This is a genomic window from Mesorhizobium muleiense (assembly GCF_900099905.1).
Classification (GTDB): domain Bacteria; phylum Pseudomonadota; class Alphaproteobacteria; order Rhizobiales; family Rhizobiaceae; genus Mesorhizobium; species Mesorhizobium muleiense.
The window spans coordinates 211,618-225,485 of the sequence record NZ_FNEE01000009.1 but is presented as its reverse complement, the minus strand read 5'-3'; the positions used below and the strand labels follow the sequence as shown (position 1 = coordinate 225,485).

The window sequence follows — 13,868 nt, the reverse complement described above, 5'->3', positions numbered from 1 at the left end:
GCGTGATCTCTGATCATGGGTGGTCAGGGGCGAGCGGTGCGCTGGCTGTGCTGTCTCTCGCCGAACACGGCCTTGGTGATCGTGGCGTGCACGCCGAAATTTCCGTCGGCGACTTGCGTGATGCCGAAGTCGGCGGCAAGCGACATGATGCTCAACACCTCGTCCTCCGTGAGATCGTATGTCTGCATGATGAATCGGCGCGTCTGGCGGAAGGCGTTGCGCAGCGCCAACTCGATGGTGGATGTCTTGTAGACGTCCGACTGCGCGTTGCTGCCGAGGTCCCTGAGGTAGTTGGGATGGCTAAAACTCTGTATCACCCAGCTGTGCTCGGTTTCGATGAGCGGCGAGTTGAGACCGCGCAGGAAAGCCGGGCACCCTTCGCCCGCCTTATGCAGTTTGATGATGATGTCGCCGGTCAGCGAACACTCAAGACCCGTGCCATTGATCTCGCCGTCCGACTGCGCGAAATGTCCATCGCCGAGCGAGAGCAGTGCGCCCTGAACCGCAACGGGCAAATAAAGCTTCGCGCCGGCTCCGATCCTCCAATTGTCGATATTGCCGCCGAAATAGCCCGGCGGGATGGAATCGACTAGGTCGGCCTCGCGCGGAGCCACCGCGATGCACCCGAAGTGCAGGCGCGCCGGTATGCGCACGCCGCTACCACTCAAGTCGCGATGCGAAACCTTGCTGTGGTCGACGGGTATGCCAGGATAGTCGATCGTCGCGTGGACAACGCCGAAGGGGTCGGTCTGCGGCTGCCATTCGTAGCTGTACAGCGGCCGCGCTGCGGCCGGGCACCGCATGTCGATCTCGAAGATAGTCACCGTTTCGCGTTTGGCATCCCGGTCCAGAAGGTCGTGATACTGATACCCCCACCACGCCGATACGTTCGATGCGAAGGCCTTGCCGGGAAAGGCAGCGCTCGGCCGTGGCCGAATTTCGACGAACTCGATCTCGAGCACGTCGCCGGGCTCGGCGCCGCGCACATAGATCGGGCCAGTCATGATGTGAACGCCGAACCCCTCGCCAGCGCCGCGCCCGAAGATGGAAGCGTTTGCCGGACCGGCCCCGCGACGGTCGACGCGCTTGTGTTCGGGTGACCAATCGAACACGCTTTCAGCCCCGCTGTCACCCGCCACCATCCGCTGCCAGTCGTCGCCCGCGTGCTGAGTGAGTGTCTCAACGGTGACTGAATCGCCCGGATCGACGCGCAACACCGGCGGCAGCGAGCGGCTGAAAAAGCCCCAATGCACGGTCTCCGCTGTTGCTGGCAAATGCCAATGGTCCCTGCGTTCGCGCGCTCTTGCCGTTGGTGGGCGATCCATAGCGGCCTGCAGCATCGGGGCCGGCCGCGCCGCCGCAGACTTGCGGCCGTCCGGTTTGCCGCGCAGCGGATAAGCCTCCTCCGTCTGCGACCTAGCGCGCCTCACCTGCCTGGGACTCATTCCAAACGTCGCGCCGAAAGTGCGGCTGAAATGCGATTGATCGCGAAAGCCCCAGCGCTGTCCGATCGCGGCCACGCTTTCATGTGCATGGTTGGGATCCGCCAGGTCGATGCGGCAATGTTCGAGGCGCTGCTGGCGCACATATTCGGAGAAGCTTTCGCCGCGCCTCTCGAACAGTTTTTGCGCGTAGCGTACGGAAAGCCCTTCCAGTCTCGCGATCAGGGCCAAGGCAAGATCCGGGTCCGACAGCCGGGCGTCAATCGTCGCCGCGACGCGCCTGAAATGCGCCGTTTGCACCCCGGTCAGGCTGCCAGCGGGCTCACGTACCTCGCCAAGCAGGGCGCTTGCCACGAGTTCCGTCAAAGCCACTTCGGCGGCTGTCAGATCGGCCGCACCGGAAGTCTCGAGATTGGAGCCCAGCGTTCGCAATCCGGATTTCGCAACCGCAGCGACGACGGTGCTGCCTAGCACCTTCGGCAAGCGGATGCCGCTGCGGCCCAGCCGTGCTTCCAGCGGACCGGCGGCCACCTGAAGTATGAACGCGCGGAAGTCACTGCGAAAGGTCATAGACCAGTCGTCGGCCGTGCCGAGCACCATCATGTCGCCGTCAGCGAGATCGAACGCCTGGTGCGGGGCGACAAGACGCCCGCGCCCAGCAACGATGAGAGCGAATAGAATCCCGTGGTCCCGGCGCATCGGCACGATGCGCTGGGGTGTACCAGAGGCGTCGGCGAGGCGCGTGGTGGCGTTCGCTGCCCGCAGGTGCATGGTGCCTCTCGGGATCGGCTGGTCGTCGACAGACGCGGAAAGCGAAAGCTCCTCAAACCAGTCGAGCCACGCCTTGTCGCGGTGTTCGAGGGGCAGATGGTCGATCGATCGCAGAGCCGCAACCATAAGAGAAGAGGGTCCTTGTTGCATACTGCAGCGGCCTTTCCGGGGCGCGTTACGTCCATCAGGCGACCCGCCCGCCGAGATTCACTTTAGCGCGACGCCGGCGACAGTATTTGTGCGCATGCGAACAATCTTTTGACTTTACCCTGTCACCAGGCGGAGCTCAAGCTCGCCGGTCTTGCCGGCGTGAGCGTAAGCCATTGAATTGACCCGTATTTATTTAGGCAACAGCGCGATGCATTGATTTCGCGGCCGGCTGGCTGGATTGCCGATGGCGCGCGTGATGCATAAAATCGCGCACATTCCTTCCAACAAAACAAGGGGACTGTGCATGTGCAAAGGCGATGATATCAGCTGTCCGCATTTCGAGCTTCACTACAACACGTTGAAGCAAGATCTAAATGCCGAGCGACGCGGCTTTCTGAAGGGGGGCCTGTTCGCGGCCAGCGGTCTGGCCACGCTGGGCGCCGGTGGCATCTCGCTGGTCACACCCGCACTGGCGCAGGCCACGTCATCGAAGCTGCCTGCACAACGCTCCTATCATTATTTGCCGGCCAACGCCGAGACCGTGCATTGGGGCTACTTCAGCAAATCGCTGAAGCCGCGCATCGAGGTCAATTCCGGCGACATCGTCACGATCGAGTCGCTCACCCACCATGCGGGCGATGACCTGGAGCGCATGGTCGACGGCGACGAGGGTGCAGAGAGCGTCTATCTCTGGACGAAAGAGAAGAAGGGCGTCGACCGCCGCGGTGCCGGCCCTACCGACCCGGCCAAGTACAAGAAAGGTTCTGGTGAGGGGCAGGGCGTGCACATCATGACCGGCCCGGTCTATGTCCGCGACGCGGAGCCGGGCGACATATTAGAGGTGCGGATTCTCGATTGCGGGCCGCGTCCCTCTGGCAATCCCAAGTTCAGCGGCAAATCATATGGCTCCAACGCGGCGGCCAATTGGGGCTTCCACTACAATGATCTGCTTGGCGGCACCAAGCGCGAGGTCGTCACCATCTACGAGGTCGACGTTGCCGGCGGCAAAAGCTGGGCCGAAGCGGTCTACAATTTCCAATGGGTGCCGCAGACTGACCCGTTTGGCGTCAGGCATGACACGATCGACTATCCCGGGGTTCCGGTCGACCACAGCCTGACCAAACGAAACTACGATGTGCTGAAGGGCGTGAGACTGCCCATTCGCCCGCATTTCGGCACGATCGGACTGGCACCGAAAGAAGCGGACGTCGTAGACACCATCCCGCCGAGCTACACCGGCGGCAACATCGATAACTGGCGCATCGGCAAGGGCGCCACGATGTATTATCCGGTCTCCGTCGACGGCGCGCTGCTCTCGGTCGGTGATCCCCATGCCAGCCAAGGCGACAGCGAATTATGCGGGACGGCGATCGAATGCTCGCTCACCGGCACGTTCCAGCTCATCTTGCACAAGAAAGCGGACCTAGCCGGCACACCGCTCGAGGAGCTCAACTACCCCATGCTCGAGACGCAAACGGACTGGCTGGTGCATGGGTTTTCCTACGCCAACTATCTTGAGGAACTGGGACCGAGCGCTCAGAGCGACATCTATTCGAAGTCGTCTGTCGACAGAGCGCTGCGCGATGCGTTCCGGAAGATGCGCCACTTCCTCATGACAACCAAAGGACTGACAGAGGACGAGGCGATTTCCCTGATGTCGATCGGAGTAGACTTCGGCATCACCCAGGTCGTCGATGGAAACTGGGGGGTGCATGCGGTGGTGAAGAAGGACATCTTCGCCGCACGTGTCGCCTGAGATGGTGGGTAACTAAATCTCGCATCACATCGCCGTTACTCGGAAGCTCGACAAAGGCTAAAGCGCGTCGCGTTTGAAGGAATTCATGCGACGCGCTTTACGCTGCGCACCCTCGGGTCAGGCCCGAGGGCATGCTTTTGCGCAACATGCATCAGGAATCCGAACCAAGCGGGGCACCGACCGGTCCCTCCGTAAGAACGGACATCTGTAGCCAAGAGAAGCGGCCGAAACCGAAGAAGGCGACCGTGCACCAATGGTACCGTTGGCTGGGATCGAACCAGCGACCTCCGGATCCACAATCCGGCGCTCTAACCATCTGAGCTACAACGGCACGTTCGCCTGAGCGGGATGGAACGTTCATCCTCCGAGACCCGCTCTGTCGTTCGGCGATGCGTCCATACGGGCTATCGGAGTTTAATTCAAGGCTTTTGGCCGCGCATGGCCCGGAAAATCAGAATCGATTTCGCTGGGGATCATGCGCAAAATCCCAGGGTCCGCAGCGTGCTTTGCGCGTCCAGGAAGGCGCCCGGCGCTGTAAGCAAAGGGTGCTCCGGCACCGACATCATATTCGCCGGGCAAAGAAAAAGGCCGGCGGGAGGAGGTGCCGGCCTTTTCCTGTTCCGAGCCAGCGGGAGGAGGTGCTGGCTGGTCATCCCGGAGAGCAGAGGGAGGAGGTTCCACCCGCCGGGTATTCGCTTGGACCACTATATCTCACATAATCCTGTTCGAAGAAATGCGACCTTTTGTTGCATCTTCGAACTATGCGCAAATATTAGGCGATCTTAACTTCCTTCATCGCCTTCTCGAAGGCGGTCTTGATCGGCTTGGAGACGTCCTCGGCCGCCTTGGAGGCGACGGTCTGGAAATCCTTTGCCTGCTCGACAGTCATCTCGACCTGCTTGCGCAGGAATGCGGTCTGCAGTTCGACGACTTCCGACAGCGACTTGGCGCCGATCAGAGCTTCGAAATGCGACAAGCCGGCTTCAGTATTGACGCGCAGAGCGGCAATGGTCTTGAGCGACAGGTCGTTGGAAACGGTCTTGGCGGTCTCAAAGGTGGACTCAAGGGCCTTCTGGGTCTCTTCGGCGCCGGTCTTCAGCTTGGCATAGGCCTCTTTCGACTGCTCGACGCCCTTTTCGGCGAAAGCACGGATCTGGTCGGTGGCCTTGGAAGCGTCGAAGCTCGGGAATTCAACGTTTTCGATCGTATCAGCGGTCTTGGTCCTGGACAATTTTCCATCCTTTGCAGTGGTAGCGGCTTCGATAGGAAAGCCGTCTCGTTCATGTATGATGGCAATATAAAGGCAAATCTTGTGCATTGCAATATCTTTGTTGCAGCGCACCATAAAATTTTCTTCTCCCAGCGTTAACCACGCGCCCAGAGATTCCGGCGGTTGCACGCTATGGCTTGTGGACCTTCGCACCGTCGGCTTTTATTAACAAAGCGTTAACTGCAAACTGCCCGCTTCGTAAGGGTTCCCAAAGCGCATGCCGTCTGAAAACTACTCCTTCCTCGACGTCGCCGTGCTCGACGCGGTCCGCCAGCGCTTTGCCGCCGGCGACGCGATCGCCCTTTTGTCGGCAGACCTCAAACAGGTGACCTGGGCCAACGGACCAGGGGCAGCGGTGTTCGGCTACCCCGACATCGAGGCGATCATCGGCGCCTCGGCCGGCTTGCCGCCGATCGCCAGGCGCCAGATCATGGCGACAAGCGGTTTTCCACAGATCGGCCGCGACCGCGCCATCACGGTGCGGCTGGCAACCGGGCTGACCAGCCGCGCGGTTGGCTTTCTGGCCAGCGCGGTGACAATGCCTGACGGCGAAAACGCCATCATGCTGGCGGTGCCGGCGACGCAGACCGGCTCGCGCAGCGCCGCCGAGCTTGCCGCTCGGGCCATCAGCGGCTTTACCGAAGACGGTCATTTCATCGCCTTCGTCGATGCCAACGGCAACATAGAGGCCGCTTCCGATGGTTTTTCGGCACTCGGCATCCTGCCCGAAACGCTGACAGCGCTTGTCGCCGATGTTGCGAACGAGAGCGGTCGCGTCGTCAAACGCCTCGTTCCTGGCGGCACCGCTTCCTACCCGGCCGGCCTCGCCCGGCTGACTGACGAGCGGCACCTGCTGGTGGTGATCGACGAGAACCAGCTGGACTCCGAAGCAGCCCCTGCTGGCGTGCTCAGCGCAGGGGCGGCGGCCGATGCCGCAGTCCCGCCAAAAGCACAACAGGACAACACGCCGGCAACAGTCGCGAAAACGGCTGCGGCAGTGCAGACAGTTGCGGCAGCCAACGAAGACACTTCGCTGTCGGCGGAGCATGATGTTCCCGATTCCAGTGGGCCCGATTCCACTGGGCTCGATTCGACCGGATCTCATTCAACTGCGCCTGATTCAACCGAGCAGGGTCCGGAAGCGGCCGGCGGGATACCTCCACAGCATGACCATTGGTATTTCAGCGCCAGCGAGGATGAGGCGCAAAAGCCGGGACCGGATGCATCCGGTCCTGTCGAGGCGGATGCTTCGGCGGAAAGCTTCGCACAAAATGCCGTCAGGGCCGCCTCCCCGGTCAAAAATGCCATCCCCTCGATCGACCGCGCGGCGGCGCCCCTGCGTTTCGTCTGGCGCACCGACGCCGAGGGCAGATTCAGTGCGCTGTCGCCGGAATTCGCGGAACTCGTCGGCAAGCCTGCCGCCGATGTGATCGGCCGGCGCTTCAGGGACGTCGCGGCCACCTTCGACCTCGATGCGACCGGCGACATCGCCGGCCTGCTCGACCGACGCGATACCTGGTCCGGCCGCTCGGTGCTGTGGCCGGTCGCCGGCACCGATTTCAAGATACCCGTCGACCTGGCGGCGCTGCCCGTCTACGGCCGCAGCCGTGCCTTCGAAGGCTTTCGCGGTTTCGGCGTTGCTCGCACCGGCGATGCGGTGGTCGATCCGGAAGCGATCGGCATGGCGCTTGTCGCCAATGCCGACGTCCCCGTGGCCGTCGAGCCGGAAGTCGCCAAAACGCCTGACGAAACCGACCCGTTCCAAGGCGAGGTGCCGGCGCTGACCATCGTGCCGAAGCCGGAGCGGCGCTTAGCCGACAAGGTGATCCGGTTGGCGGAGCACAGGCAGCCGGCCAACGACAAAGGCCTGTCGACGCTGGAACGCAGTGCATTCCGTGAGATCGGCGAGCGGCTCAAGAAGGACAATCCCCCGACCGAACAGCCCGCTGCCGCAATTGCGGCAGAGCCGGCTGCGGCGGAACCGACCGAAACCGATGTCGAAGACGAGAAGGATGTCGCAAGGCTCGACGGTGAGCAGCCGCAAGCAACCGTGTCCGACCTCTCAGGCTCGCTGCTCGACTATGCCGACCGCGACTATGTCGCCGACGATGGCGACGGTGCGCCGGTCTCCGAGCCGGACAAACCGGCGCAGGAGATCGCTGAGCCCACCGACGCCGCCAGTCGATCGATCGCCGAAGACGCCGACAGCATGACGGCCGCCGATTTCCGCGATGCAGAAGACAGCGAGGACTCGGCGCGACCCGATGACGGCAAAACCGGTTCGCCAACCGATGGCATCGGCGATGCCGGCGACGTCGAGCCGGCGACGGTCGAGCGGCCGCGCCTGCCGGTGCCGCCGCTCAAGCTCGAAGGGTTCGTGCCGTCGGCTTTTTCGACCGCGGACGACAACAAGGCTCCGGACATTTCGATCCTCGGCAAGCTGCCGGTGCCGCTCCTGATCCATTCCGGCGACGATCTTCACTATGCGAACGAGGAATTCCTCAGCCTGACCGGCTATGACACGCTCGACCAGCTGGAGGATGCCGGTGGCCTCGATGCGCTGTTTGCCGATCCTTACGACGGCAGCGCCTCCGATGGAACCGACCACGCGCTGCGGTTGAAGACGCGTGACGATCAGGAGTTCCCGATCGAGGCCATTTTGCGCTCGGTGCCATGGCGTGGCGGCAAGGCGCTGATGCTGGTCGTGCGCCGTTCCGGCGACGACGAGGCAGCAGGTGCCGCCGACGACCAGACTCAGCCGGACACTTTCGAGCTCAAGGCGCGCATCGCCGAGATGCGCACCATCATCGACACCGCGACCGACGGCGTCGTGCTGATCGGCCGAGACGGAACGATCCGCTCGATCAGCCGACCGGCGGAGGCGCTGTTCGGTTTCGACAGCGACGAGGTGACCGGAAAACCCTTCGTCTCGCTGTTCGCGATCGAAAGCCAGCGCGCCGCGCGAGACTATCTCGACGGATTATCCGAGCCTGGCGTGGCGAGCGTGCTCAACGACGGCCGCGAGGTGATCGGACGCGAGGCGCAGGGGCGCTTCATTCCGCTGTTCATGACCATCGGCAGGCTGCCCAACGACAGCGGTTTCTGCGCGGTGGTGCGCGACATCACCCAGTGGAAGCGGGCCGAAGAGGATCTGACCCAGGCGCGCGCCGTGGCCGAGCGCGCTTCCTCGCAGAAGACCGACTTCCTCGCCCGCATCAGCCACGAAATCCGCACGCCGCTCAACGCCATCATCGGCTTCTCCGAGCTGATGGTCGACGAGAAATTCGGACCGGTCGCCAATGACCGCTACCGCGACTATCTGCGCGACATCAACCGGTCGGGCAACCATGTGCTCGACCTGGTCAACGATCTGCTCGATATTTCGAAAATCGAGGCCGGCCAGCAGGAGATGGCCTATGAGGCAGTGTCGCTCAACGACACGCTGGCCGAGACGGTGGCGATGATGCAGCCGCAAGCCAACCGCGAACGTGTCATCATCCGCTCCAGCTTCGCCTCCCGGCTGCCGGAAGTGGTGGCCGATCTGCGCAGCGTGCGCCAGATCGCGCTGAACATCCTGTCGAATGCCATCCGCTACACGCAGGCCGGCGGTCAGGTGATCGTATCGACAGCCTACGAGAACTCCGGCGACGTGGTGATGCGCGTGCGCGACACCGGCATCGGCATGAGCCAGTCCGAGATCGAGCAGGCGCTCAAGCCGTTCAAGCAGCTCAACGCGCTTAAGCGCGGGCGCGGCGACGGCACCGGTCTCGGGCTGCCGCTGACCAAGGCCATGGTCGAGGCGAACCGGGCCCGGTTCGCCATCAACTCGACGCCCGGCGAGGGCACCCTGGTCGAAGTCGCTTTCCCGTCGACCCGCGTGCTGGCGGATTAGGGCAGCGGACTTTCGGCCCTCCGTGTCGCCGCTCTATCTCTTTGTTTGAGCACCGGATTTCCCAAAACCGGTGTCCACTTTTGGCTCATGCTCGGCACACAAAAGAAAGGCGTCCAACAGGACGCCTTGAATGATCGATTGCTGTACATCGGGGGCTTGAGCGAATTCAGATCCTCTGGGGATTTAGAGGAACGGGATTTCTCCCTCAAGTTACGCACGACTATCGATGTCGGCCCTTAACAAAACCTTACCGGCACCGCGAATAATTTACCAATGTGTACCACTCATGAAATCTAGGTAAATTCGAGCGAGATATTTCGTTAACCGTGCTCGGCTCCGTTTGAACGCCTGACGGTTCTCATGTCCTGGACCTCGAGAAACTAATCGGCCAGCTGCGGCAGGTCGCGGAACAGCTCGAGCGCTTCGGGATTGGCCAGCGCCTCCTTGTTCTTGACGGCACGGCCATGCACCACGTCGCGCACCGCAAGCTCGGTGATCTTGCCCGATTTGGTGCGTGGAATGTCGGCGACGGCGACGATTTTAGCCGGCACGTGGCGCGGGCTCGCGCCGCTGCGGATTTTCGCCCGGATGCGTTTTTCCAGCTCGGCGTCGAGTTCAACGCCGGCCGCCAGCCGCACGAACAGCACGACCCGCACGTCGTTGTCGAAGTCCTGGCCGATGCACAGCGCTTCCAGGATTTCCGGCATCTGCTCGACCTGATTGTAGATTTCCGCCGTGCCGATCCGCACACCGCCAGGGTTGAGCGTCGCGTCGGAGCGGCCGTGGATGATCAGGCCGCCATGGGCGGTCCATTCGGCGAAGTCACCGTGGCACCAGACATTGTCGAAGCGCTCGAAATAGGCGGCGTGGTATTTCTTGCCTTCGGGATCGTTCCAGAAGCCGATCGGCATCGCCGGGAACGCCTTGGTGCAGACGAGCTCACCCTTTTCCTGCCTGAGCGGCTGGCCGTCGTCGTCCCAGACATCGACGGCGAGGCCGAGGCCAGGTCCCTGGATCTCTCCGATCCATACCGGTTGGGTCGGTACGCCGAGCACGAAGCAGGAGACGATGTCGGTGCCGCCGGAGATGGAGGCGAGATGCACGTCTTTCTTGATGCCGTCATAGACGAAGCGGAAATCTTCCGGCGACAGTGGCGAGCCGGTGGAGGAGATCGTGCGCACGCTGGAAAGATCGTGCGTGTTGATCGGCCTGAGGCCGGCCTTGCGCACGGAATCGATGAATTTGGCCGAGGTGCCGAAATAGGTCATCTTCTCGGCGTCGGCGAAGTCGAACAGCACGTTGCCGTCGGGGTAGAAGGGCGACCCGTCATAAAGCAGAAGGGTTGCGCCCGACGCCAGGCCTGAGACCAGCCAGTTCCACATCATCCAGCCGCAGGTGGTGAAATAAAAGAAGCGGTCGCCGTCGAGCAGGCCGGCGTGGAGCCGTTCTTCCTTGACATGCTGGATCAGCGTTCCGCCGGCCGAATGGACAATGCATTTGGGGATGCCGGTCGTTCCGGAAGAAAACAGGATGTAGAGCGGATGCGCGAACGGCAACCGTTCGAAGGTGACCGACTTGGCAGCGAACGATGAGAGCGCCTCGTCCAGCGCAGTCGCCTTCTCGATGGTCGCCGCCACGTCGGTCGACGTGCCGAGATAGTCGACGATCAGGATCTTGCGGACGGTGACGAGCTTTGCCGCAACGGCCGCGATCTTGTCGGCAACCTCGATCGCCTTGCCATTGTACCAGTAACCGTCGGGCGCGATGAAGACGACAGGCTCGATCTGACCGAACCGGTCCAGAACGCCCTGCTCGCCGAAATCGGGAGAGCAGGACGACCACACGGCCCCGATCGAGGCTATAGCCAGCATTGCCGCGACCGTCTCCGGCATGTTGGGCATCATGGCAGCGATGCGGTCGCCCTTTTTCACCCCGAGCGACAGGAAAAGCTGCTGCAGCCGCGAGGTCAGCGCATGCAACTCGTTCCAGGAGAGCCGGCGCTCGACCTTGTCCTCGCCGCGAAAGACGATGGCGTCACCGAGCCCGGTTTTTTTCAACAGGTTCTCGGCGAAGTTAAGCTTGGCGTCGGGAAAGAAGGCGGCGCCGGGCATCGTCTCGCCGTCGACGAGCACGTGCTCGCCGCCACTGATCCCCCCGCCGGCGCCCCCATTGGCGCCCTTGTCGCCGACGATCCCGCAAAAGTCCCAGACCAGGCTCCAGAACGCCTCGCGATCGTCGATCGACCAACGATGAAGATCGCCGTAGGAGGAAAAAACCTTGCCGGTTGCAGCCGCCGCGGCCTGCATGAAGGCGGTCATCGGCGCCGCGTCGATCTGGTCTTTGGTCGGTATCCAGAGCGGTGCGTCGCCAGCCATGATCGTTCCTCCTTAAAGCACGTTACGCTTGAAGAGATTCACGCGACGCGCTTTAGACTTTTGTTATTATCATGTCGTTATCCAAAAACGTTGCGCATTTTGGCGACATGCATTGGCATCGCTTATGCATATCGCAGCGCAGCGGAGCAAGATTTTGTTCGGCCGAGCGACGCGGATGTGCGCAAATGCCATCGCTGGGCCATAAAGACTTGAAATGCGTCAGCCCTAAGTCGTAGGTAAACGACTGGGGTTACACCCGTCGGGCGATTTTTTGTCGGAACGGAAGCATACGGGGCGACATGCCATCACCTTTGATCCGGCGCGGAATATGGGCGATCGGTGTTGCCGTGCTCGTCATCGCGCTGGCCGTTGCCGCCCTGCCGCTCGTCGCCTCGACCCGTATCGTGCGCGACCGCATCGCCTGGGAAATGAGTGCGTGGAGCGGTTTCAGGGTCACCATCGACGGCGCGCCACGGATCGAGGTCTGGCCGAATTTCCGTGCCATCCTGGCCGACGTGACGCTTTCGCAATGGACAGAGACCGACGCGCCGCCGGTGATCGAGGCTGAACGGGTCGAGGTCAATCTCTCCGCCATGGCGGCGTTGCGTGGCAATGTGGTGTTCTCGACGGCGCGGCTGATCCGGCCGACGATCAGGGTTCAACGCGCAGCACATGGATTTTTTCTGCCCGCCCTGCCTTCGGGCGGGCGCATCACCCGGTCCATCGACATCGCTCGCGCCGTTGTCAGCGCCAATCCAGCCAAGCCGGACCTCAGCAAGCTGCCGGCTGATCCGTTCGGCACCGTGGAGTTCAGGAACGGCCGCGTGGTGACTTCCGTCGATGGCAAGGACGCCGAGATACTGAGCAGCCTGAGCGGCCAGGCGAACTGGGCCGCAATGAACAGCAATGCGACGCTGTCGGCGACCGGGATCTGGCGCGGCGAAAGCGTCGCCGTGGATGCCGCATCGTCAAACCCGCTGGTGCTGTTTGGCGGAGGTGCGGCGCCGATGACGCTTTCCTTCAAGGCGGCCCCTGCCAGTTTTTCGTTCGACGGCGTGGCCAGCATGTCCGAGAATGCCTATTTCGACGGCCAGGCAAAATTTGCCGCACCCTCGCTCAGGCGCGCGCTCGAATGGTCGCGGGCCGGCATCGCGCCGGGCGCAGCAATTGGCTCGGTTTCCGTTTCCAGCAAGCTCACGGCGACCTCCGGCCGCATTAAATTCGAAAACACCGAGATCGCCCTGGACGACAATCCGGGAATGGGTGCGCTGGATTTCTCCTTTGGCGAGGCGCGGCCAGTGATCGCCGGTACGCTCGCCTTCGAGACGCTCGACCTGCGGTCGTTTCTCTCCGCCTTCGCACCCCTGGCGCCCGCGAACGGCGCTGGCCCCGGCGAAATCGACATAAGCGTCGCCGACCGGATCGATCTCGATCTCAGACTGTCGGCAGCGCAGGCCACCGCAGGCGCCATCCAGCTTGCCGACGTCGCCGCCGCTGCCCAGGTCAAGAACGGTCTTGCCGTCTTCGATATTTCCGATGCATCGGCCTTTGGCGGCAACATCCAGAGCAGTCTTCGTTTCGACCGCAAGCCGGAAGGCACGCAGGTCGAGATCAGGCTGCTCGCCTCCGACATCGACGGCGGCGCTTTTGGCACCGCAGCCGGAATGACGCGGCTGGTGCCGATCGGCACGGGAACCGTTTCGGTCATCCTCAAGGGGCCGGGCAGAACCTGGGATTCCATTTTCGAAAACGCCGACGGCTCGGTTTCGGCGAAATTCGGCCAGGGCGCGTTGAGCCGGTTCAACCTGCCGGCGTTTCTCAAACACAATGAACAGGGCGGGTTCTTCGCGCTCGACGATGTCTCCGATGGAACGCTGCCGATCGACGGGGCCGAACTCAAGGCGAGCATTTCGAACGGTGTGGCGAAGATCGACAAGGCCGAAGCGAATTCGGCGAAGTACAAGATCTGGCTTTCCGGCATCGCCTCCTATGCCGGGCGCGGGCTGGCGCTGTCCGGCGGCATCATTCAGGCGGACCAGCCAGCCACGCAGACAAATAGCCAAGGTCCCAACCAGTCTTCGTTCTTCATCGGCGGAACGTGGAGCACGCCGTTCATTTCGCCGATAAGCCGCGGGGTATCCGGCGAGTAGGCAACAAAGCTGCTGCGGTCGTCGTCAGAAGTGCTTCCTGCCGGCTTTTGCTGCTGCCGCCC

Annotated in this window: 6 protein-coding genes and 1 tRNA gene; 3 read left to right on the top strand and 4 right to left on the bottom strand. The window is 62.5% G+C overall.

Going from position 1 to position 13,868, the window contains the following annotated elements; genetic code table 11:
• Positions 1–23: 23 nt before the first annotated feature.
• The gene (locus tag BLT09_RS18040; protein ID WP_091595240.1) at positions 24–2,339 is read right to left on the bottom strand and encodes an acetamidase/formamidase family protein; all 2,316 of its coding nucleotides are present in this window, start codon (positions 2,337–2,339) and stop codon (positions 24–26) included.
• Between the two features lie 328 nt (positions 2,340–2,667).
• On the opposite strand from BLT09_RS18040, the gene BLT09_RS18035 reads away from it, so the two are divergent.
• Positions 2,668–4,119, top strand: a complete 1,452-nt coding sequence (locus tag BLT09_RS18035; protein WP_091595339.1) for an acetamidase/formamidase family protein — start codon at positions 2,668–2,670, stop codon at positions 4,117–4,119.
• Positions 4,120–4,373: 254 nt separating this feature from the next.
• On the opposite strand, the gene BLT09_RS18030 is transcribed toward BLT09_RS18035, so the two are convergent.
• A tRNA-His gene (locus BLT09_RS18030) sits at positions 4,374–4,450 on the bottom strand.
• Positions 4,451–4,891: 441 nt separating this feature from the next.
• Positions 4,892–5,350 (bottom strand): phasin, encoded by a 459-nt coding sequence (locus BLT09_RS18025; protein ID WP_091595337.1) that lies wholly within the window; start codon positions 5,348–5,350, stop codon positions 4,892–4,894.
• 256 nt (positions 5,351–5,606) lie between these two features.
• Between BLT09_RS18025 and BLT09_RS18020 the strand changes: the two genes are divergently transcribed.
• Positions 5,607–9,281, top strand: coding sequence for a PAS domain S-box protein (locus tag BLT09_RS18020; protein ID WP_091595238.1), 3,675 nt, complete (start codon positions 5,607–5,609; stop codon positions 9,279–9,281).
• A 380-nt stretch (positions 9,282–9,661) separates the two neighbouring features.
• Here BLT09_RS18020 and BLT09_RS18015 read toward each other — a convergent pair whose 3' ends face one another.
• Complete coding sequence (locus BLT09_RS18015; RefSeq protein WP_091595237.1) at positions 9,662–11,656, bottom strand: acetoacetate--CoA ligase; 1,995 nt, start codon at positions 11,654–11,656, stop codon at positions 9,662–9,664.
• Positions 11,657–11,955: 299 nt separating this feature from the next.
• On the opposite strand from BLT09_RS18015, the gene BLT09_RS18010 reads away from it, so the two are divergent.
• Positions 11,956–13,806 carry an AsmA family protein gene (locus tag BLT09_RS18010; protein ID WP_091595235.1) on the top strand — a complete coding sequence of 617 codons (1,851 nt, stop codon included), beginning with the start codon at positions 11,956–11,958 and terminating at the stop codon, positions 13,804–13,806.
• The last annotated feature ends 62 nt before the right edge of the window (positions 13,807–13,868 follow it).

Excerpts from the sequence above, each read along its gene's own strand:
- BLT09_RS18035 (WP_091595339.1), top strand. The coding sequence starts at position 2,668 with ATGTGCAAAGGCGATGATATCAGCTGTCCGCATTTCGAGCTTCACTAC.
- BLT09_RS18040 (WP_091595240.1), bottom strand. The coding sequence starts at position 2,339 with ATGGTTGCGGCTCTGCGATCGATCGACCATCTGCCCCTCGAACACCGC.
- BLT09_RS18015 (WP_091595237.1), bottom strand. The coding sequence starts at position 11,656 with ATGGCTGGCGACGCACCGCTCTGGATACCGACCAAAGACCAGATCGAC.
- BLT09_RS18010 (WP_091595235.1), top strand. The coding sequence starts at position 11,956 with ATGCCATCACCTTTGATCCGGCGCGGAATATGGGCGATCGGTGTTGCC.
- BLT09_RS18020 (WP_091595238.1), top strand. The coding sequence starts at position 5,607 with ATGCCGTCTGAAAACTACTCCTTCCTCGACGTCGCCGTGCTCGACGCG.